The sequence below is a fragment of the Clostridium aminobutyricum genome (assembly GCF_017255415.1).
Classification (GTDB): domain Bacteria; phylum Bacillota; class Clostridia; order Peptostreptococcales; family Anaerovoracaceae; genus Aminipila; species Aminipila aminobutyrica.
Genome location: NZ_JAFJZZ010000007.1, coordinates 1 through 20,632 on the forward strand (window position 1 = coordinate 1; position 20,632 = coordinate 20,632).

19 protein-coding genes and 1 riboswitch are annotated in these 20,632 nt (G+C 38.9%); of the genes, 4 read left to right on the forward strand and 15 right to left on the reverse strand.

Annotation, left to right across the window (positions count from 1 at the left end; genetic code table 11):
- Window positions 1-148 precede the first annotated feature (148 nt).
- Window positions 149-1,363, reverse strand: coding sequence for an MFS transporter (locus JYB65_RS12335; RefSeq protein ID WP_206582998.1), 1,215 nt, complete (start codon window positions 1,361-1,363; stop codon window positions 149-151).
- Window positions 1,364-1,481: 118 nt separating this feature from the next.
- On the opposite strand from JYB65_RS12335, the gene JYB65_RS12340 reads away from it, so the two are divergent.
- The 3 genes from JYB65_RS12340 to JYB65_RS12350 all read left to right on the forward strand — a co-directional run bounded on the left by JYB65_RS12340 (window position 1,482) and on the right by JYB65_RS12350 (window position 3,324).
- Window positions 1,482-2,186: a DUF421 domain-containing protein gene (locus tag JYB65_RS12340; RefSeq protein WP_206582999.1), complete on the forward strand. Its 705-nt coding sequence runs from the start codon at window positions 1,482-1,484 to the stop codon at window positions 2,184-2,186.
- Window positions 2,183-2,566: a DUF4363 family protein gene (locus JYB65_RS12345; protein WP_206583000.1), complete on the forward strand. Its 384-nt coding sequence runs from the start codon at window positions 2,183-2,185 to the stop codon at window positions 2,564-2,566. The genes JYB65_RS12340 and JYB65_RS12345 overlap by 4 nt, the downstream gene beginning before the upstream one ends.
- Before the next feature lie 80 nt (window positions 2,567-2,646).
- A riboswitch (THF riboswitch) is annotated at window positions 2,647-2,751 on the forward strand.
- Window positions 2,752-2,823: 72 nt separating this feature from the next.
- Window positions 2,824-3,324: a folate family ECF transporter S component gene (locus tag JYB65_RS12350; RefSeq protein ID WP_206583001.1), complete on the forward strand. Its 501-nt coding sequence runs from the start codon at window positions 2,824-2,826 to the stop codon at window positions 3,322-3,324.
- Window positions 3,325-3,423: 99 nt separating this feature from the next.
- On the opposite strand, the gene JYB65_RS12355 is transcribed toward JYB65_RS12350, so the two are convergent.
- The 5 genes from JYB65_RS12355 to JYB65_RS12375 all read right to left on the reverse strand — a co-directional run bounded on the left by JYB65_RS12355 (window position 3,424) and on the right by JYB65_RS12375 (window position 8,022).
- A complete protein-coding gene (locus JYB65_RS12355) occupies window positions 3,424-3,666 on the reverse strand; it encodes an RNA-binding S4 domain-containing protein (protein WP_206583002.1) in 243 nt (80 codons plus the stop codon).
- Between the two features lie 175 nt (window positions 3,667-3,841).
- Entirely contained in the window at window positions 3,842-4,120 is a 279-nt protein-coding gene (locus JYB65_RS12360) for an HU family DNA-binding protein (protein ID WP_206583003.1), read from the reverse strand.
- Window positions 4,121-4,174: 54 nt separating this feature from the next.
- Window positions 4,175-5,026, reverse strand: coding sequence for a nucleoside triphosphate pyrophosphohydrolase (gene mazG / locus JYB65_RS12365; protein ID WP_206583004.1), 852 nt, complete (start codon window positions 5,024-5,026; stop codon window positions 4,175-4,177).
- 39 nt (window positions 5,027-5,065) lie between these two features.
- Complete coding sequence (locus JYB65_RS12370; RefSeq protein WP_206583005.1) at window positions 5,066-6,664, reverse strand: putative polysaccharide biosynthesis protein; 1,599 nt, start codon at window positions 6,662-6,664, stop codon at window positions 5,066-5,068.
- Window positions 6,665-6,732: 68 nt separating this feature from the next.
- Complete coding sequence (locus tag JYB65_RS12375; protein WP_206583006.1) at window positions 6,733-8,022, reverse strand: amidohydrolase; 1,290 nt, start codon at window positions 8,020-8,022, stop codon at window positions 6,733-6,735.
- 219 nt (window positions 8,023-8,241) lie between these two features.
- On the opposite strand from JYB65_RS12375, the gene JYB65_RS12380 reads away from it, so the two are divergent.
- On the forward strand, window positions 8,242-8,736 hold the full coding sequence (locus JYB65_RS12380; RefSeq protein ID WP_206583007.1) for a stage V sporulation T C-terminal domain-containing protein: 495 nt from the start codon (window positions 8,242-8,244) through the stop codon (window positions 8,734-8,736).
- Window positions 8,737-8,851: 115 nt separating this feature from the next.
- Here the strand turns inward: JYB65_RS12380 and JYB65_RS12385 are convergent, their stop codons facing one another.
- From JYB65_RS12385 to JYB65_RS12425, 9 genes are all read right to left on the reverse strand, one after another.
- Entirely contained in the window at window positions 8,852-10,222 is a 1,371-nt protein-coding gene (locus JYB65_RS12385; RefSeq protein WP_206583008.1) for an APC family permease, read from the reverse strand.
- Between the two features lie 87 nt (window positions 10,223-10,309).
- Window positions 10,310-11,206, reverse strand: coding sequence for a carbon-nitrogen hydrolase family protein (locus JYB65_RS12390; RefSeq protein WP_206583009.1), 897 nt, complete (start codon window positions 11,204-11,206; stop codon window positions 10,310-10,312).
- Between the two features lie 269 nt (window positions 11,207-11,475).
- The gene (locus JYB65_RS12395; RefSeq protein WP_206583010.1) at window positions 11,476-12,924 is read right to left on the reverse strand and encodes a sodium:solute symporter family protein; all 1,449 of its coding nucleotides are present in this window, start codon (window positions 12,922-12,924) and stop codon (window positions 11,476-11,478) included.
- 14 nt (window positions 12,925-12,938) lie between these two features.
- Window positions 12,939-13,133: a helix-turn-helix domain-containing protein gene (locus JYB65_RS12400; RefSeq protein ID WP_206583011.1), complete on the reverse strand. Its 195-nt coding sequence runs from the start codon at window positions 13,131-13,133 to the stop codon at window positions 12,939-12,941.
- Between the two features lie 129 nt (window positions 13,134-13,262).
- Window positions 13,263-14,708 carry a sodium:solute symporter family transporter gene (locus JYB65_RS12405; RefSeq protein ID WP_206583012.1) on the reverse strand — a complete coding sequence of 482 codons (1,446 nt, stop codon included), beginning with the start codon at window positions 14,706-14,708 and terminating at the stop codon, window positions 13,263-13,265.
- Window positions 14,709-14,767: 59 nt separating this feature from the next.
- Window positions 14,768-18,196 carry a transcription-repair coupling factor gene (mfd, locus tag JYB65_RS12410; RefSeq protein WP_206583013.1) on the reverse strand — a complete coding sequence of 1,143 codons (3,429 nt, stop codon included), beginning with the start codon at window positions 18,194-18,196 and terminating at the stop codon, window positions 14,768-14,770.
- Between the two features lie 69 nt (window positions 18,197-18,265).
- Complete coding sequence (gene pth, locus JYB65_RS12415; RefSeq protein ID WP_206583014.1) at window positions 18,266-18,847, reverse strand: aminoacyl-tRNA hydrolase; 582 nt, start codon at window positions 18,845-18,847, stop codon at window positions 18,266-18,268.
- A 29-nt stretch (window positions 18,848-18,876) separates the two neighbouring features.
- Complete coding sequence (locus tag JYB65_RS12420) at window positions 18,877-19,827, reverse strand: ribose-phosphate diphosphokinase (protein WP_206583015.1); 951 nt, start codon at window positions 19,825-19,827, stop codon at window positions 18,877-18,879.
- A 106-nt stretch (window positions 19,828-19,933) separates the two neighbouring features.
- On the reverse strand, window positions 19,934-20,632 hold the full coding sequence (locus JYB65_RS12425) for a DapH/DapD/GlmU-related protein (RefSeq protein WP_206583016.1): 699 nt from the start codon (window positions 20,630-20,632) through the stop codon (window positions 19,934-19,936).

A 20,632-nucleotide genomic window follows, 5' to 3' on the forward strand; every position in this document is an offset into this window, starting at 1 on the left:
TAATTTTCCATACTATGAAGTTTTCAAGGTTCATGCCGCGCTCGTTATTCACTTGCGACAGCTATATTAGAATAGCAAAGCTTGTACGGATTGTCAATACCTTTTATAAACTTTTTTTACCTTTTCTTAATATTTTTTTAATATTGCCTTAACATTTTGTCGAAGCATCATATTTATGAAGGCCGGAGGCCATATACAGGATGACTCCTATTAAGTTAAATGCTGCGAAGAACAGATATACCGTGCTGGCTCCATATCGGTCTAAAATCACGCCTCCCGCATATTGACACAAAATAGCACTGCAGTTTGAACAAATGGCATGATAAATGGATACCGCTATTCCTAAGATATGAGGTTTAACAATAATTCCGATTTCTTTCACTATCTCCACAAGGATGATACCGTTGACAATACCTTGCGCAAAACAGGTAGCGATCAACATCCAATACGCCGGACTGGTACTATACCAAAAATAACGAAGAGCAGATATAGCCATCGCAATGACAATCATCTTTTCTAAAGAAATAACCCGTTCTATTTTCTCTACAAATGCCATCATCAGCGCTTCGCTTCCTACCATGAGCAAAAAGGTAACCCCCACTCCTGCAAGTGTTCCCCCTGCTTCTATATATAAGAAACTAAAATATGTATTGTTTGCTACGTTTGTACCCCCTACAAAAAAAGTACATATTAACAATAACATATAATGCTTATTGCTCAGTAATTCGCTGTACGCCTTTTTGTTTTTCAAGATCCCTTTTTCAGTATTTTCAATATCTTGCTGAATCCCACCGCTTTCATGGTGGGCACACGCATATAAGTCATGGGCACACTTGCCTTTTCCCATGAATCCATAAAGGGCAAATATGGCCATCATAAATGCAATGCAAAACATAGGGAAAATAACACTGCTGCCCCATTCAGTCGCAAGTTTTCCCGCAAAAAAAACAGCAAGCGCATAACCGATCGCTCCCCATTTCCTAACTTGGCCAAATGGTTGTTGATTTTCTAACGTCATAGCATCCAAAAGAGGCAGTGTTGCTGATTGAAAGAAATATACGAATCCAAATACCAGTAAAAAAATCATATATTGGCGGACTTCCATAAGCAATAATCCGGTTACACCTGCCATCAGAAAAACGACGGCAACTACTTTTCTCTTATTAGGGCTATGATTATAGATATTCCCCCAAAATGTAATAGCAAATATAGAGACAAAAGTCCCCGTCGCAGTGACACTGCCAATTTGTGTACCTGAAAATCCGATTCCTTTTAAATATTGCCCGATCAACGGGGCCAAGACGCCCATGGCACCGTATACTAGCGTGAAAAGCAGAACGTGCCCATAATACTCTTTTTTCATTGTTTCCTCCAAGTTTCGTAAACGTATTAAGTATAACAGACTAAATATTGGTACACAATAGAGAGGACTTGAATAGCAGGGCGGTATTTTTATTGCCTGAATCTTAGGAGGTACGTCATTGAGTATTATTTTAATTCGAACGGCTATTTTATATTTACTTGTTCTATTAGCCTTACGTATTATGGGAAAATCCGAACTTTCAAAACTATCCCCATTTCAAATTGTAGTGCTTTTTATGGTCGCGGAGTTAGCCACATTATCCATAGAGGATACTAATTTGTCTGTTATAAGCGGTGTTTCTGCTATTTTTACTGTTATCTTTCTTGAAATTTTTCTTTCCTATTTGTCTTTGAAATTCGAATGGTTCAAGAATTTAATTAACGGTAAGCCAACCATCATAATAGAAGACGGAAAAATCAATGAAGATGAACTGAAAAAGCTTCGTATCAATATTAATGATTTATTTGAACAGCTAAGACTTAAAAATGCTCCTTCATTAAGTGATGTATCCTATGCGGTAATGGAATCAAACGGTGACCTCTCGGTTATTACAAAACCGGAGAAGAGGCCATTAACACCTAGTGATATGGGAATTATAAAGTCCAAAGAAGTCATGCCTCTCATCGTTATATGCGATGGAGCTTTATATCCAAGCAGTTTGGAACGATTAGGATGGAATGAAGATTACCTCCATTCCCTGTTGGACCCATTGAATATTTTTTCATTCAAAGATGTGCTCCTTGCATTTAGTGATGAACAAAAGACTTTGCATGTTTACGAAGCCTCTCAAGATGGTAAAATAGCGGTGGAGGTAGTCGTATGAGATCATTAGTTGTATCTTTTCTTTGTTTGGTTTTATTGATCGGTACTTGGGCGGTTTACAGCGATTACTCAGACAAAAAAATTCATACTTATATTAACGATATTGAAAATGGAATTCTTTTAGATGTAACGTCAGATAATTGGCCGCAAGCAGAAGATAAATTTAATACGTTAGAAGACAGCTGGCACCAATATAAATCTATCGCGTGTTTCTTTTTTAGTACGGACAAAATCAATGAAGCTGATTATTCCATAGCCAAAATCAAATATTACATCAAAGCGGAAGATGGATCGAATGCTTCCGGCGAATTATCTTGTTTAAAAGAGCAATTGAAGTTTTTGCATGAAAATGAGAGTATTACGCTTCAGAATATCTTTTAATCATTGTTCTTTTGATCCTAAATATCTGTCATAATATTTATTGCATATCGAATGGAGTTGTGCTAGTATTGTGATACAAAAGTAGAGTAAATATTGTGCGTTAAGTGTCATAGGATGGGATGTTGCCTATGAACGAAAAACAACAAGAAATTTGTTGCTTGCGGTACAATATTGCGTCCGCTACTACATAAAGAGGTAAATCACTCTTTTCTCTTTCATGTAGTTCACTACTTAATATTAGAGAAAGGAGTTTTTTTATGCGCAATGACTCACAATTAAAACGATTGGTTATTATCGGTCTGTTTATCGCAATGGAAATTATTCTGACGAGGTTTTGTTCAATCAGTACCCCTATTGTAAGAATAGGTTTTGGTTTCCTTCCGGTTGCTATGCTAAGTATCCTATATGGGCCGATTTGGGCAGGGATTGCATACGCTTTAGGAGATATTCTCGGCATGATGATTTTCCCTTCAGGGCCGTATTTCCCAGGATTTACGTTAACCGCTTTTCTAACCGGCATAACTTTCGGATTACTCCTGTATAAAAAACCTATCACCTGGAAACGTGCCTTTATAGCGGCATTCATCGTGTGCGGTGTATGGAACCTGCTGCTGGATACCTACTGGATATACATACTTACCGGAAAAGGGATTATAGCCTTACTTCCTGCCAGACTGATTAAAGTAGCGTTTGCCATACCGACTCAGACCATTCTAATTCCTCTGGTATGGAATAAATGTTTGAAAAAAATAAAATAAGAACTCATTGTAGAAAGGCCTTGTCTCCCACAGGGCCTTTCTTTTATGACATAATAAAAAGAGCTGCTCGAAATATTTTTTGAAACAGCTCTTTTAACTCTATTGAATAATTTCATACATAGTTGCAGCATCTTCTTTCTTGCAAGATTCAGAAAGCACCAGTACCTTCGCTTTAATGGAACTATTTCCGAATTGTATATGAATCACATCGCCTACCTTTACCTCGCTGCCGGCTTTTGCAACTTTATCATTAATAGTGATTCGCTCTTGGTCGCAAGCCTCCTTCGCAACAGTGCGTCTTTTAATCAATCTTGAATTTTTTAAAAATTTGTCTATTCGCATACTACCTCTTTCAGTGGAAGAATTCCCTTCCATCTAAACTGAAAAATTGCACTCTAGCTAAAGCTAGGCAATTTCTGTATGGCACCTACCAGACCTTTGTTTGCGCAAATGAGGTTAGGTGCGTAAAGAAAAAAAAGGTAACCAAAAGGCTACCTTTATTATTTCATTTTTAAGCTTATTTGTTAACAGCGTCTTTTAAAGCTTTTCCTGCTTTAAATACAGGCGCTTTTGCAGCCTCGATCTTAATGATTTCGCCAGGTTTTCTAGGGTTTCTGCCCTGTCTTGCTTTTCTCTGACGAGTTTCGAATGTACCAAATCCGATCAACTGTACCTTCTCACCCTTAACCAATGCTTCTTCTACGCTTGCAACAAATGCATTTACTGCAACTTCAGCATCTTTCTTTGTAAAACCTGTCTTCTCTGCTACGCTAGCAACCAATTCCGCCTTATTCATGAATAAAAACCTCCTTAAAAATATAAACCTGACTAAAAATAATTGTGAAACACTCTACTTCCCCGTTTCTCTCTCAAGAATTTTTGCCTCTTCCCATAGCTTGTCCATTTCGCTTAGAGTCATATTCTCCAAGAGTAACCCCTTTGCAACTGCAACATTTTCAATATGAGCAAATCTTCTAATAAATTTCTCAGAAGTAGAATTTAACGCTTCTTCCGGATCTACTTTCAGAAATCTGGCAACATTTACTACAGAAAAAAGTAAATCACCTAACTCTGCAATAATACTGTCCCGATCTTCCGTTTTATAAACCTCCAACAGTTCTTCAGTCTCTTCTTTTATTTTGTGAAAAGCGCACGACACATCATCCCAATCAAATCCTACCTCAGCAGCCCTCGCTTGAACCTTATAACTTCTTGTTAAAGCAGGTAATGCTTTCGGCACATCTGTGAGTCTTGATTTACCATTTGCTTTTCCCTTCTCTTTTCTTTTCACATTTTCCCATTTTTCAAGGGCGTTGTCAATAGTTTTAGCCGTTTCTTTGAAAAAAACATGAGGATGACGACGAAGCATTTTTTCACATTCACGATTGGTTACAGAAACAAAATCAAAATGCTTTTGCTCTGCACCCAAACCGCTATGAAATATCACTTGAAGAAGCACATCACCAAGCTCTTCCTCTAAGTTGTCTTGATCCTCGTTGTTTATCGCTTCCACTACTTCGTATGCCTCTTCTATCATGCATTTCCGGAGACTTTTATGCGTTTGTACTTTATCCCACGGGCATTCCCTGCGCAAGATATGGATGATCTTTATTAACCTCGCTATGGCTTCTTCCGAAGTCCCAGCTTTTATATAAAGATCGGCATACTCTTCTAAAACTTGTTCTTTTAGTTCATCTTTCATTTTTTTACCCATTACCACTTGTTCTATTCATTTTATTTCTTACCGTTTAAACTTATCTGCCATTCGAATCATCGTCTTCCCTTTCGGTAAACGCTCGATTTCATCTTTCTTGATTGCTTTTGTTATAAAGAGCATGATGCAATAAACCATAGCTGCTATTCCGATTGCTATAATTGTCGCCATCGCATTCCCCATGATACCAAACAGAATTCGGTGGGTGATCCATGCTCCTGCCGACATCGCAAGCGCAGCAATAAAAGGTTTTATATAGGTAAGCATTAAGTCAAATTTTGCCCCCGTGTATTTTTTAACCGCCACGACATTTAAGGTTGCGGCTATAATATACGCGGCAACAGTCCCTATGGCAGCTCCTTTTATATTGATTGCCTCTACACCGGTTAAGGTATACGTAATAATGACCTTCGCAATAGCACCGATCAATAAATTCCTTACCGGAATCATTTGTTGTCCGATACCTTGTAATACGCCGGTTAACGTCTGAACGGTAGAAAGGAAAATAACACCGGCGGCCATGATAAAGAGGCAAGGAGCAGCACTTATTGCGCTTTGTTTTTGCATTGGATATAAAAGCAACATAATCGGCTCCGCTAGAGTCATTAGTCCAAAAGCACACGGAAGGCCTATAATAATAGACATTCTCAGTCCCACTTGAACGTTTTCTCTAAGAAAAGTCATGTCTTTCTGTCTGTATGCAGCAGCCACTGCCGGAACTAAACTCATAGCCACTGCCTGGGTCAATACCTGCGGGAAATTGATAAGGGGACCTGCCATTCCCGTCAGCTGCCCATACATGCTGTTAGCAGCCTTATAAGTCCAGCCGGTTTCCTGCAATCTGCGCATAACGATACCAACATCTATTGCATTCATAATAGGCATGATCGCTGCTCCAATGGTTACAGGAATAGCGATGATAAATATTTTTACTAAAATCGTACTGCTTTTTTCACTCTGATGCCGCTTGGTTCGTTCAATATTTGCTTCAAGCTTTCCTCTCTTATATAGATAAATGGCAACCACTGTAATTAACCCGCCAACGGCTCCTGCTGTAGCGCCAAATGAGGCGCCTGCCGCCGCAAGATCACGTCCGTACTTAATCAGAAAATAAGCGAGAAAAAGCCCTGCTACTACTCGAAAGAACTGCTCGATTACTTGTGATGCCGCGGTTGGCTTCATATCTTGCATGCCTTGAAAATATCCTCTGTACGCCGCCTGCATCGGTACAAACAGCAAGGCCGGAGCAATTGCCATCATGGCAAATTTAGCTCCTGGGTTGCCCATCGCTCCTACTAACAGATCTGCACCGAAAAAACAAATCGAAGCAGAGGTTATTCCTATTATAAATAGCAAGATAAATGAAACCCGAAAGACTTTATGAGCTTCAGAATATTCATCTACTGCTATACGTTCCGATACCATTCTGGATATAGCAATCGGAATGCCGGCTGTAGCTAATGTCAAAAACAAAACATAAATGGGATAGGCCGTTTGATAGTAGCCCATTCCTTGATCGCCGATTAAATTTGCTAGAGGTATCCTGAAAAATGCCCCTAGCACTTTTATAATTATCCCTGCAATCCCTAAAATCACAGCTCCTTGTATAAAGGATTTCCTAGCCATTATTCTCTCCTAAGATTTAAATTTTAGCATCAAATACAAAAGATGTCTCCTCCTACTATAAAAGGCCTTTACAGCATTGCTAAAATCTTTTGAGTTGCATGATTGGTTTCAAAGATCGTCCTTTCAATATCTATCGTCATGTAGTCACCATTTTTATAAAGAACTTTTCCATCTACCATGGTTAAAATAATATCTCCGCCACAAGCTGAATATACAATATTATTGACCATTTGATGTACCGGTATAAAGTTCGGTCTCATAATATCCAGAACGATTAAATCGGCTTTGTATCCTACCGCCAATTTCCCGCAATTTTCTCTGCCTTGACCTTTCGCTCCTGCAATCGTTGCAGCGGTTAAGGTTTCAACAGGAGTAACGGCTGTGGGATCCTGATATTTTTCCTTAGAGGAAATCGCAAACACTTTCATCTCTTCAATAAAATTCAAGCTGTTATTGCTGGATACACTATCGGTACCAATAGCAACGTTAATTCCTCTTCGAAGCAATTCAGGGACATTGCATACGCCGCTGGAAAGCTTTAAATTGCTGATCGGATTGCTTGCAACGGTTACTTCCTTCTGCTTTATGATATCCATATCTTCCGGTTCTACCCATACACAATGAGCCGCCGTAGTTTTATTATCCAAAACCCCAAGACGATTTAAATATTGAATTGGTGTCAGACCCTCTTGCCGTTTCTTGCATTCTTCATGTTCCAATTTGGTCTCAGACACATGAACATGCATATTCGCACCGATGGATTTTGTATATTCAGCCATTTGATATACGGTTTTCGGATTTGAAGTATACTCCGCATGCAAACTCATATCAACTTTTATTCGGCCATTCGCTGCATTATGATAATTTTCATAAAGCGCTTTCATTTCTGAAAAACTCTCCAAATCATAGAGGCTTGCATCCGAAAAGTTTGTCACTCCCCTGCCTAAATTGTTTTTAGCACCGGATTCATCAATGGCCTTCACCATGTCTTCGCAGAAATAATACATGTCGGTTGTGGACACAATACCATAACGAAGAGATTCTGCCATGGCAAGCATCGTTCCCCAATAAACCGCATTTCCATCCAATTTCGCTTCAAAAGGAAAAATCCGTTGGTTTAACCAATCCTGCAACGCTAAATTTTCTCCATATCCTCTCAGCAAGGTCATTGGAGAATGGGCATGTGAATTATAAAAGCCGCTCATCAGGAGCTTGCCTTTCCCATCGTAACTCTCTCCGTAATCGCCTTGAGGATTCTCTTTACCAATATAGTCTATTTTATCGTTCTTTATACCAACGTACATGTTCTCTTCCAGTTGAAAATTCTCATTTAATATAGATATATTTTTAAAAATCATATCAAAACCTCCTAAAGTTATTTTCACCACAGATATTTAAGTATATCACAAAATGTTCTATATGCACATATTTTTACCTTCTTATTTTCCATGTTTTGTTATAAGCAAATTTTAATTGTCTAGTATAAATCTTCCTATATTACAAACAATATGAAAGTAAAAAAAACAGCAGGAAGAATACACCTTGCAGCTAATCAATCATTTAGGAGGAATCATTATATGAAAGCAACAGGAATCGTGAGAAGAATCGACGATCTCGGACGAGTAGTCATACCGAAGGAAATTAGAAGAGTCCTCAGAATACGCGAGGGCGACCCACTTGAAATTTACACCAGCAAAGATGGTGAGGTTATTTTAAAGAAATATTCGCCGATTAACGAACTAAGTCAGTTCGCAGGAGAATACGCCGAAACTGCTTCCTATGTACTGGGAAGCACTGTAGTGGTTTCAGATACAGATCAGATCATTGCGGTCTCTGGCGGCTTAAAAAAGGAGCTTCTTGACAAAAAAATTGACCATGAACTTGATAGAATTATCCAGAATAAGGATCGGATTTTAAACGAAAGTAAAATCGTTGTTCCTATCATATCTCAAGGAGATTCTATCGGATCTATCACTATTTTGCCAAAGGACGGCGGTAAAGTTTTAGGTGATGCTGAATTAAAAGCGGCAGAAATAGGAGCGTCTTTCTTAGCGAGACAAATGGAAAACTAAATAGGATGAACAAAAGCCTGGTTTTTATGGAGACTTCTTGATCTCCATAAGCACCAGGCTTTTCAATAGGATGTATCCTATTGCTTCTTACGAAACCCCTTTTCGAAATTAGTTTTTAGTCCAATGTCATTTCTGCAGGAAGTTTCTTAAAAAATTTCGTAGTATAAGCCAAATAAATGATTCCTATAATAAGCCATGCGAATCCGAGCATTTTTGATGTGGCATCAAGATTCCACCAGATCACAAAAGTAAAGATAGCGCCTAGTGTTGGACAAATCAAGTATCGTACTAAATCCATCCCGGTTCTTTTTTTGCTCTTTATAAAATAATGAGCGATAACAGATAAGTTTACCATCGTAAAGCCAAGTAACGCACCAAAGTTCAGCAATGAAGCTGCTGTGGAAAGCGAGATAACCAATGCCAACAAGCTTATTACTGCCATGATAAGAATACTCTTCGTCGGTGTCTGATATTTAGGGTGAAGGTACCCAAATATAACTTTCGGAAGGATCTGATCTCTGCCCATACCATACAATACTCTTGAAGCGGAGGCCACGGATGAAATGGATGAAGCTAAACAGCCTACCGCATATGCAGCTACAAATATATTTGCCATTAGCGTTCCTGCCACTTTATTAATCAATTCATAGGAACCACCTTCTACATCAATCATTTGAAACCATGCTTCCGGCCACGCAAGCTGTAGTATGTAAGTAATAAGGGTGAACGCAATACCGGCACCGATACAGGCGATTAAAATGGCCTTTCCAATGTTTTTTTCAGGATTGATTGCTTCCTCACTTAGCGTTGAGATGGCATCAAATCCTAAAAAGGAAAGGGCTAAAATGGAAGCTCCGCTTAGTAATATCGGTAATCCCATGTCTTTCTTAGAAAGCTCATCGAAATTAATAAATGCATTTGGATCAACTAATACGCCAGCTCCGCCGCCGCCTAATATAAACTTCAGTACAATCAGTACTAATGCAACTAAAAAGACGATTTGAATCCACACGATGGTTCTGTTAAAAATATCTGTCACTTTAATTCCAAAATGGTTAACCACGGTAACAATTACAATAAAGCCAACAATCCATGCCCAAAAAGGAACTTGAGGTACTGCGGCTGAAAGGAAAATAGCAGAGACAAGGTAGTTTAACATGGGAAGAAACATATACCCTATCAGAATGACCCAGCCAGATAAGAATCCAAGATATGGATTGATGGATTTATGCACAAACGTGTAAACAGAACCGGCGACCGGATAAGCCTTTGTCATTCGAACATAGCTGTAAGCAGTGAATCCCATACAGGCAGTGGTTATCACATAAGTAATAGAGACCATTCCATGCGTCATATTTGTCGCCAAACCATAGGTCGTGAAAATTGTCAAAGGCACCATAAACGCTAAACCATAAAATACCAAAGATGATAAGGGCAAGATACGCTTTAAATCTTTTGCACTTTCGTGCTTGTTGTTGTCACTCATTTTTTCCTCCTTTAATAGAAAACAATAAAGTAATTCCACATTCCATCCGTGAAAAACTTATTTAGATCACTGATATAGCTTAATTGGTTATACAAACTTCTTATAAAGTTCCGGTCGATAGTCAGGTACTCCTGTAAACTTGCTGTTTACAAACAACGGTGTCGTCGCTAACGATAAGTCAATAGCTGCGGAATAAATACCTTCCTGAACATTGTCTTTATTACCGGCATAATAGGTTACATCTGTTTCAAAAAATGCGTTTATTTTAGGACCAATCACGCAGCTTCCTCCACCAAAATAGTCGGTATCATCAAACCCGGTGAGATTGGCGCTGGCAATAAAAATAGTATTGCAAAGTACGCCATATTCTAGTGTAGGTGCGTAATAATTAATAAAAGCCTGCCTGCTGCATTCCTTAGGAATTTCTTCAATGACGGCTGTCGGATTTAAATATAACCTGGACCCTTTTGCCACATAATGTCTCATTAATTCCGGGAACTGATAGGTGTCAAAGCAAATTCCAACTGAAATCGGACCCCACTCCGTATCAAACATAAAAGGCGTATCGCCTTTCACGCACCAAATGCTTTCTGTTTCAAATGGATGCATCTTCTGATAGGCTCCGATCACACCTTCCGGTCCGATAGCGATAGCGGAATTATAAAGTGTATCACTATCTTCCATTTTTTCTGCTGCTCCGAATACAACATATACGCCATGCTCCTTTGTGATCTCTGCTATTTCCATGCAGGAAGGGCCATATATGGTTTCTGTAGCAGCGACCTTCTCTTCTAGGCTTATTTTTTCATCTATATAATAATCGTAGCCCATCAGGCACATCTCAGGAAATAATATAATGTCCGCACCAGATTTCGCTGCAGCCTTAGTGAAACCTTTAATCCTTGATAAATTGGACTGTTTATTTCCTGCTGCAGTCTTAAAATTAACAACAGCAACTGTAATAATATCGTTTCTATTTTCCATGACATCCTCCTTGTGATTTTTTATGTATGTTTATATATTCTTATGTCCGTTATTGTATATATACGTCTATTAATTGTCAACGTTTATTTGTAATTTTCTGAATTCAAACGCAAACGTAACAAGCATATAAGAATATAACAGCAAGATAATATAATTTGGCCTTATCGAGGATAAATACCCATAAAAAAAATAGGATAGAAGCCTAATGATTTTAAGGCATTCTATCCTACTTCGTTTTACATTTTATAGAGGTCACAGAAAATGACCCCCTATTTAAATTTTCCTGCAAAAAAATAAGTTTGCTCCACAGTTTCTACTAATGGTTTTTTTGTTAATCCGGAGATTATAGTCGTAACAGCTAGGTTACATCCCATACCAATCAGAAACATATTTACATTATTTTCAATTGCTCCCAAGGCCATTGCCGCACAAAAACAAATCCCTGTCAGCATTCCTGCCAATGCCCCTTTCGTATTGGCCAGCTTTGAGAACCAAGCCATAAAATAGGGCGGTAATACGATCACAGCAGCCATTCCTATACCGCTTAGCCACAAGTGGATAAGATCTGAAATGATAATCGCAAAGGCAAAGCCAATAACTCCTGTAATCATGACAAAGGCTCTCGTCCAAAAAATCATTTCTCGATCGTTTGCCTCTTGATTTATAAAACGCTTTATAATATCTTCCGCGAAAATCGAACCTGACGCCAGCATAAATGAATCCGCTGAAGACATGATGGATGCCAATAAACCCACCAATATTAACGTGGCCACCTTCAATCCCAGAGCCTGAAACACAAAACTGTATATGACGTACTGCGGTTCTTCTACTCCTGCAGAGTACGCTCTTTGGAATACTCCGAAGTAGGTTGGTATGACTAGAATTATTAAGGTTACGATGAGTGGTATGATAAAGCCCCAAAAAGCGACCTTCTCCGTTTTGGAGGAATAAATCCGGACCCAATTTGCCTGATCATCCATAAGAAAGAACAATCCAAAAACAACAATGTATTTTATAAAATCTATTGCAGACTTCTTAAAATTTAATAAATTTAAATAATCTTCATTTTGTGTTGCTGAAAAAAACAAAACAATTTCATCAATTCCGCCACTTAACTTTACTGTAAAAGCCATCAACAGAATAATAGCCACAGTTTGCAATATCCCTTGGAATATATCCGTCAGCACAACTCCCCATAATCCACTGAGAATGGTATAGGATGTAATAATAATGAAAATCAATAGAACTGCCAAGTTTCGGTTCATATCAAATAAATAAGTCAGCATATAAGCCATTGCGCTGAATTGCATTCCCGTCATCGTTACGTTTCGGATCAGTACTGCTGTGGTAACCGGAATTCTGACTGCTTCCCCGTAATCCGGATATCTCAAAGCAAAAAAGCCAGCAATACTGCTGACCTGTAATTTTCTTATTCTTTTTAGAAAGATGACTGCGAAAAGCAGCTCGACCACACAGGAAATAGCAAAGACCCAATACTGTCCTGCCCCCGAGTTATAAGTTTGAGCAACCAATCCAACGATGGTTCCCCCACCCACCCATGTGGCTAAATAAGTAAAGGCAATGTAGGTAAAAGTCAAACCTCTCCCACAGTGCCCATATTCCGCATATGAATTAAGTGCCTTTTTAATACAAAAAGCACTTAAACAAAACAATATTATCACATAGATTCCCACACTATATAAGGATAAAAGTTCCATATTAAACACCTTTACTATACGTGGTCTTCAGACTCGCCTCTGTTGTTTGTCTTTACCCAATGTATCACTTCTTCTTGATCAAATCTTATATTTTTACCCTGCTTTATAAACGGCATCCCCTGCTTTTTTAAATTGTAAATCGTGCTTCTTGCAACCTGAAGCATCTCCGCCACATCATCCACTGTTAAAAATTTAGTATCTGCTCCCATTTTTTTACCTCTTTTAATTGTTTATAATCCTATTTAAATTTTTATTTTTCAAGATTATTATCCATTATTATTTATTATGATACATGACATTTTCTTTATATGCAAGTATTTTGGAGCATGATTAATCTGCTATTCCATCAATGCGGAATTCTTTCGAATAAAAAATCCTGCCATAATTAAGAAAATGAATGGTATAGCAAACGAGGCCATCGTTCCCAATATCCAAGCTTCTTGGTTATACTCAGTTCTTGTATAAAACCATGTTGCAAACCCGAAGAAAAGTCCTAACAATATGGATACCTGTCCTAACCTTCCAAAAGCTTTCTTTGAGACAAGTCCAATCAACAAGGCACCGCAAGGAGCTGCAAAAAAGACCCCGCTAAACATATCTATTGTTAAAAGCGATACATCCTCCAGCGAAATAGCTATGAGGCCGCAAAACACGCCGATTAATATCACAATAATATTTCCGAATTGTATCTTTTCCTTTTCTATCGCTTCCGGCTTAAGCTTTTGCGTATAAAAATCTACGGTGAAAATCCACCTTAACCCCACCAGATAATGTGCAATCGTGGTAATTCCCGCACACAATATCAATAGTGCAAATATAATTGCCGCAGGAGAACCTAAAATCTTCTCAATCAGATCGGTAGCTAAATCCATATTCATATTTTGGGACCCCGATAAATCTATTTTTAAAGCTACACAGGAAAAGGCTAAAGTAATTGCACTTATAAAGCATACCGGGCACCATATTGCAATTCCTCCTAAAAGGAATGCTCTTTTCATCACTTTTTCATCTTTGGCAATAGCAGATTTCAAGTAGTATCCGGAATCAAATAATATCTGCCCTAAAGCAATAATAATTGAAACGATAAAATATCTTATTCCTATCGCTGAAGCAACGTGGAGCACCGCTGGTTCATGATAAACATAATCCGCCTCTTCTTTTGCTTCTTGAATGCCCTCCAGAATAGTATGGATGCCTACCTGATGCCAAATTATTCCCATAATCATTGCAAAGGTAATCAGGATAATCAAGCCGCTAATGAAGTCATTATATAATGTACCTTTCATACCTGCTAATAACACAAAAACGACCGTTAATGCAACAACCATGAAAGAGACCTTTTTATACGACACGCCAAAGATCCCATTAAATACAAAGCCGATCCCAGCAGCCTGTTCAATCATTACATAAGCTGCAACAAGTAATGCAAAGGTGTAATAGAAATTGCGTAGATTCTTATGGTATCTTAATTCCATAAAACGAATAACGCTTCCTTTGCCGATATGCTTTTGAACAGATAGAATCACCGGAATCATGATGAGAAAAGAAATGGAAGCACCGACTGCATATCCAATCGCACCTGAAATCCCATAAATTAAGCAAGCCTCTGCCGATCCAATAATGGAGGTCACCCACAGCCACCCTGAAAAAATGCTTCCCGTCAATAACCATGTCGGCACTTTTCCGCCTGCAAGAATACTGTCATGAATGGTTTTTTCACGATCGTTTTTCTTTTTTATTTTTCGGTAAATGACATAAAGGATGAGGACATATAACAATATCATCCCGTATCCTGTGTATGGTTGCATTTTTCCTGCCTTTCGCACCGTTAACAGCGTATTCGCTATTCACCCTGCATCAATTCCAATACTTCCAAGGTTTCTTCCAGTTTGTTTTTCTTATTTAACGTATATTTTACCATAGGCTTTACACCACCGTGTATAAAAATCCGCATGCCGTAGCTCTCAACCAATCTCGCAAAGGCCACTGCTTTTAAAGGGTTTTCCGATGCAAAGTCAAAAATAATTTTATTTCCATCTTCATGTATTCTCGTAATACAAAGCTTTTCCGCCATGGACCTGATCCTTGAAATTTTAATTAGATTTGTGGTTTCTTTCGGAACCTCCCCGAATCGATCCAGCAATTCATCAATGATTTCTTCCTCTTTCTCTGAGTCATCGATAGCGGCAATTTTCTTATACATCTGCAGTTTAAGCACTTCATCTGCAATATACCGATCCGGTATATAAGCGGTCACTTGTAATTCCACCAGCGTCTCTTCCCGATCCGGATTTACAATTTCACCGCCGAGAGCTCGTACTGCATCATCTATTAATTTACAATACAATTCATAGCCTATCATCATCATGTGTCCATGCTGTTCCAATCCTAAAAGATTTCCAGCACCTCTGATTTCAAGGTCACGCATGGCTACTTTAAAGCCTGCACCAAATTCGGTGAATTCTTTTATCGCTCGGAGTCGTTTCTCAGCCACTTCAGACAGAACTTTGTCCTTTTGGAACATCAAATAGGCATACGACATCCGAGTACTTCTGCCGACTCTGCCACGTAATTGGTACAACTGAGATAATCCCAATTTATCTGCATCTAAAACTATAATGGTGTTTGCATTTGGAATATCAATACCGGATTCAATAATCGTCGTCGCCACCAATACATTTGTTTCATTATTCATAAATCGCAGCATGATGTCTTCCAGCTGCCGCTCATTCATTTGTCCGTGAGCAGCCTCCACTCTGGCTTCCGGTGCGAGCTTGCTGATATGCGACGCTATTTTATTGATGCCTGTGACCCTGTTAAAGATGACATAAACTTGGCCATTTCTGGCCAGTTCCCGTTCAATTGCATTCCGAATCAATTCATCTTCCTGTTCCAGCACGTAGGTTTGTACCGGATACCGTTCTTCAGGAGGCTCTTCAATAAGACTCATATCTTTGATTCCTACCAGAGACATATGAAGCGTTCTCGGAATAGGTGTCGCCGACATGGTTAAAACATCTACATTTTTTCTCAGCTGTTTAATTGCTTCCTTATGCTGTACGCCGAATCGCTGCTCTTCATCGATTACCAATAATCCAAGGTCTTTAAAGCTTACGTCCTTTGAAAGCATTCGATGCGTACCGATCACTAGATCAATACTGCCGCGGCTCAACTTACTGACAATTTCATCCTGCTGCCTGTCATTTCTGAATCGGCAAAGCATTTCCACTTTAAAAGGAAATTTTTCGAATCGGCTCTTCATGTTAAAGTAGTGCTGATTCGCAAGGAGGGTGGTAGGAACCAGTACCGCTGCTTGCTTTCCATCGGCAACACACTTAAATAAAGCCCGGGCAGCCACCTCTGTTTTACCATATCCCACATCTCCACAGAGAAGTCTGTCCATAGCAACAGATGTTTCCATATCGGCTTTTATTTCCTTGATACAACGCAATTGATCCGAGGTTTCTTCATACGGGAAATTATCTTCAAATTCCTTTTGCCACTCCGTGTCCACTGAGAAGGCATACCCCTTCTCAATTTGTCTGGCAGCGGATAATTCAAGAAGTTCTTTTGCCATGTTTGCAATAGCGGCCTTCGCTTTTGCTTTCGTTTTCTTCCACTCCACGCCGGACAGCTTATTAATCTTTGGCGTGACACCATCTGCACTGATGTACTTTTGTATTAAGTCCATCTGCTCTACAGGTACATAGAGCATGTCCTCTCCGGCGTATTTTATTTTCAAATAATCTTTTTTTACATTTTGTACAGTCAGCTGCTCAATCCCCAGAAATTTTCCGATCCCATGGTTTTCATGTACGACAAAGTCTCCTTTGTGCATATCCGAAAAGCTCTGAATCGCTTTCCCTTTCGATTTGCTGGTTTTTGAGCCGGCTCTGGAACGTTTTTGATTGGTAAAGATATCGCCATCCCAGATAAAGCAACTCTTCTCTTCAGGGAATTCCATCCCTCCTGTCAGGCTGCCTTTTTTAATCGTTATTTTCCCAAGAAGCCCATTTCGTGTTATGAACTCTTTCAGATTCTCGACTCTTTCATCTGTGGAACAAACAATGGTAACCACATAATTTTCCTGAATGAACCGCTTCAATTCCGTTTCCAAAAGATCCAATCGGCCATTAAACATCGGGCCTTGTTTGCTAATAACAGAACGAAGTTCCGTACATTCCACTCCTCCCTTTAATCTTTTTTGGAAAGGAGTAAATAGATAAATCAACGGCTGTTTGTAAATTTTATGATAGTCCTTCTCATTTGAAAAGGCTTTATAATCATTCGGTATTGCATACCCGGTTTCCAACAAAACTTCAAAATCCACTTGAGCTTCTTTTGCTTTATTTTCAACGACTTCTAATACCCTATCGGGATCATCTACCATGATCAGTTGGTCTGCCTCTAAGTAATCCCAGAGGTATTCTGTATCCTCATAAAAATAGTGAATGTAATTTTCAAGCAGCTGGATGTTGGTCGAATTGGTTACATACTCTAGCAATTCACTTTTTCTTTTTTCGAGTTGCTCGATCTTTTTTAAATCACTATCCGTTTTTTCTTCCTTGTGTGATAAACGTTTAATATAGGAAGTATAGCTTTTTTCTATTTTTTTAGTGGCATTTGCAAATAATTCCCCATCATTTTGAAGTAATTCTGCCGGATATATTTGAATCGATTTTATATTTTCTACAGCTCTTTGTGTATCTAAATCAAATAAACGTATGGAATCAATCTCCACGTCAAAAAGTTCGAACCGATAAGGATACTCACTGTCCGGTGTAAATATATCGATAATACTTCCTCTTTGACTGAACTGTCCCTTTGCGTCCACAAGAGGTACACGTTCATAGCCCATTGCAGAAAGCCGTCTTTTCAGTTCCTCTAAGTCTAACTCATCACCCACCTTTAAGTGGACGGCATTGTTTTCAAATACGACTTTAGGCACCAATTTCTTTATAGCGGCATTGACCGGAGAAACGATAATGCAATCCTCCCGGGTCACTATTGCTTTAAGAATTTCTAATCGCTCCAATAAGTCATGATGAGTTTTGGCCTCATACCTTAAAAAAACTTCGCCATCTTCCGGCATGACATATATTTTTTTATGCGAAAAAAAAGACAGGTCCTCTGCCAGCCGCTTCGCTTTAATCGAAGAAGAAGTGACCAGCAAAGCCGGTCCAAACCTCTTCTCTGTAATGCCAGCGGCGATATAGGACACCCGTCCATCTGATATACCGGATATATTTATGATTTGTTGATGATCACTCATTACCCTTCTCATCTCCCACAGCTGCTTTAATTACGCAATATCAAAATACCCATATTCAGCAAAGCCTGTTTACTCATTTTCAATCAAGGGCTTTACTATATTGTATTCATTCATCGCTCTATCTATACCAGATCGCAAGAAGCATTCTACTGCATCTGCGCTATGTTCTACTGCTTTTTCTAATAGGATTTTCTCACTTTTGGTAAAGCCACCTGTAACAAAGTCTTTCAAATCCATTTTTCTATCCATTCCCATTCCAATTCTTATTCTGGGAAATTGATCGGACTGCAGATCATAAATAACAGATCGCATTCCATTATGAGTTCCTGCACTTCCTTTTTTCCGGATTCGAACGCTTCCTGTAGGAAGATCAATATCATCATATATAATAAGCAGATTCTCTATATTTACTTTATAATAATCCATGATTTCACGAACGGAATTTCCGCTTAAATTCATATAAGTCTGCGGTTTAACGAGTAAAACTTTTTGGTCGGAGATAGTACCTTCTCCGACCAAAGCTTTATGTTTTATCTTGTTGATTTTAATTCCATGTCGTTCAGCTAACAAATCTACTGTGATAAACCCGATGTTGTGTCTCGTGTTTTCATATTTTTTACCTGGATTTCCTAATCCAACAATGACATACATAGTTTATTCTATTCCTTTATCATATATTATTAATCAAACAACTTACTAATTGAATCATTGGTGAAGATCCTCATCATCGCTTCCGCAAATAAAGGTGCGACGGAAAGTACTTTTATTTTGTCGATCTTCTTTTCTTCAGGAATTGGTGTCGTATTTAAAAGAACTAATTCTTTAATAGCGGAGTCTGCAATCCTTTCAATAGCAGGGCCGGAAAGGATCGGGTGCGTTGCACAGGCATACACCTCTTTCGCGCCAAGCTCTCTTAATGCATTTGCTGCGTTTGTAATCGTACCTGCCGTATCGATCATATCATCAATCAAGATAGCAGTCTTGCCTTCAATATCGCCGATGATGTTCATAATTTCGGACTTATTGGGTTCAGGTCTTCGCTTGTCCACAATAGCAATAGGCGCATTTAGCGGCTGAGCCATATTTCTTGCTCTTGTTACACTGCCGTGGTCCGGTGATACGATAACCACATCATCCAGCTTTTTCTCCTGAAAATATTTTACTAAAATCGGTAAACCAACAAGATGATCAACAGGGATATTAAAGTAGCCTTGGATTTGGGCGGCATGTAAGTCCATCGTTACCACTCTGTCAGCACCTGCTGCAACCAAAAGGTCTGCAACAAGTTTTGCTGTAATCGGATCTCTTGCTTTTGCTTTTCTATCTTGACGTGCATACCCGTAATAAGGAATAACTGCATTGATTCTTCCTGCTGATGCTCTCTTCATTGCATCAATCATAATGAGAAGTTCCATTAAGCTGTTGTTTACCGGATTGCAAGTTGATTGTACGATGTATGTATCAATCCCTCTTACTGTTTCCCATAGATTCACCGAAATTTCTCCATCGCTAAATGTACTCACTGTTGCTTTTCCTAAAGGTTTTCCCATAACTTTTGCAATTTCTTCAGCCAATCCTGCATGCGAATTGCCTGTAAAAATTTTAAAGTCTGAAAATGCTCCGCTCTTCATTTGTTTTTAACACCTCTTTCTTTCATGCTTGTAATAATATATGTACTTCAACTTATTCACCCATTATAGTATGGCCTGAATTTTCATATTCAATCGGGATTCGTTCTTAGATTTTCTTTTTCAAGAGTCCTCTTCGTTCTACCCAACCTTCAATGATTTTATCCCGGACTCTGGCTACACAAAGGGCTCCTTTCGGAACATTTTTTGTAACCGTTGTTCCTGCTGCAATATAAGCTTCTTCTTCAATAATAATCGGAGAAACAATATTCGTATTGCAGCCTATAAAAGAGCCGTCTCCGACTGTTGAACGATGTTTATGCGTTCCGTCATAATTCACAAAAACAACACCGCATCCGATATTGACATCCCTGCCAACGTCTGCATCACCAATGTAAGTTAGGTGGGATGCCTTCGCACCGTCTCCCATAGAGGAGTTTTTAATTTCAACAAAATCTCCTACCTTGCAATGGTTACCGACATCACTTTTCGGTCTTAAGTACGCAAAAGGTCCAACCGTTGTGTCACACCCCACCCTGCTTTCTGTAATAACAGAACTTTGTATTTCTGTGCGATCTCCAATAGTTGAATCTTTTATTTTTGTATTCTGTCCGATGACACAATCGTCTCCAATTATAACTCTTCCTTCTAGGGTTACGCAAGGGCCAATAATTGTCCCCTTGCCGATAATGACTTCTTCCCCAATATATGCAGCCCTGATATCTATAAAATTCACACCGTTTTCCAAGTGCTTTTTATTAATCTCAAGCCGCTTGTTTTCAAGCGTTAGGTATTCTTCCATATTCAT

Coding starts and splice junctions, on each gene's coding strand:
- JYB65_RS12335 (WP_206582998.1), bottom strand. CDS start 1,363: ATGAAAAAAGAGTATTATGGGCACGTTCTGCTTTTCACGCTAGTATAC.
- JYB65_RS12345 (WP_206583000.1), top strand. CDS start 2,183: ATGAGATCATTAGTTGTATCTTTTCTTTGTTTGGTTTTATTGATCGGT.
- JYB65_RS12350 (WP_206583001.1), top strand. CDS start 2,824: ATGCGCAATGACTCACAATTAAAACGATTGGTTATTATCGGTCTGTTT.
- JYB65_RS12355 (WP_206583002.1), bottom strand. CDS start 3,666: ATGCGAATAGACAAATTTTTAAAAAATTCAAGATTGATTAAAAGACGC.
- JYB65_RS12360 (WP_206583003.1), bottom strand. CDS start 4,120: ATGAATAAGGCGGAATTGGTTGCTAGCGTAGCAGAGAAGACAGGTTTT.
- mazG (WP_206583004.1), bottom strand. CDS start 5,026: ATGAAAGATGAACTAAAAGAACAAGTTTTAGAAGAGTATGCCGATCTT.
- JYB65_RS12370 (WP_206583005.1), bottom strand. CDS start 6,664: ATGGCTAGGAAATCCTTTATACAAGGAGCTGTGATTTTAGGGATTGCA.
- JYB65_RS12375 (WP_206583006.1), bottom strand. CDS start 8,022: ATGATTTTTAAAAATATATCTATATTAAATGAGAATTTTCAACTGGAA.
- JYB65_RS12380 (WP_206583007.1), top strand. CDS start 8,242: ATGAAAGCAACAGGAATCGTGAGAAGAATCGACGATCTCGGACGAGTA.
- JYB65_RS12385 (WP_206583008.1), bottom strand. CDS start 10,222: ATGAGTGACAACAACAAGCACGAAAGTGCAAAAGATTTAAAGCGTATC.
- JYB65_RS12390 (WP_206583009.1), bottom strand. CDS start 11,206: ATGGAAAATAGAAACGATATTATTACAGTTGCTGTTGTTAATTTTAAG.
- JYB65_RS12395 (WP_206583010.1), bottom strand. CDS start 12,924: ATGGAACTTTTATCCTTATATAGTGTGGGAATCTATGTGATAATATTG.
- JYB65_RS12400 (WP_206583011.1), bottom strand. CDS start 13,133: ATGGGAGCAGATACTAAATTTTTAACAGTGGATGATGTGGCGGAGATG.
- JYB65_RS12405 (WP_206583012.1), bottom strand. CDS start 14,708: ATGATATTGTTATATGTCCTCATCCTTTATGTCATTTACCGAAAAATA.
- mfd (WP_206583013.1), bottom strand. CDS start 18,196: ATGAGTGATCATCAACAAATCATAAATATATCCGGTATATCAGATGGA.
- pth (WP_206583014.1), bottom strand. CDS start 18,847: ATGTATGTCATTGTTGGATTAGGAAATCCAGGTAAAAAATATGAAAAC.
- JYB65_RS12420 (WP_206583015.1), bottom strand. CDS start 19,827: ATGAAGAGCGGAGCATTTTCAGACTTTAAAATTTTTACAGGCAATTCG.
- JYB65_RS12425 (WP_206583016.1), bottom strand. CDS start 20,632: ATGAATATGGAAGAATACCTAACGCTTGAAAACAAGCGGCTTGAGATT.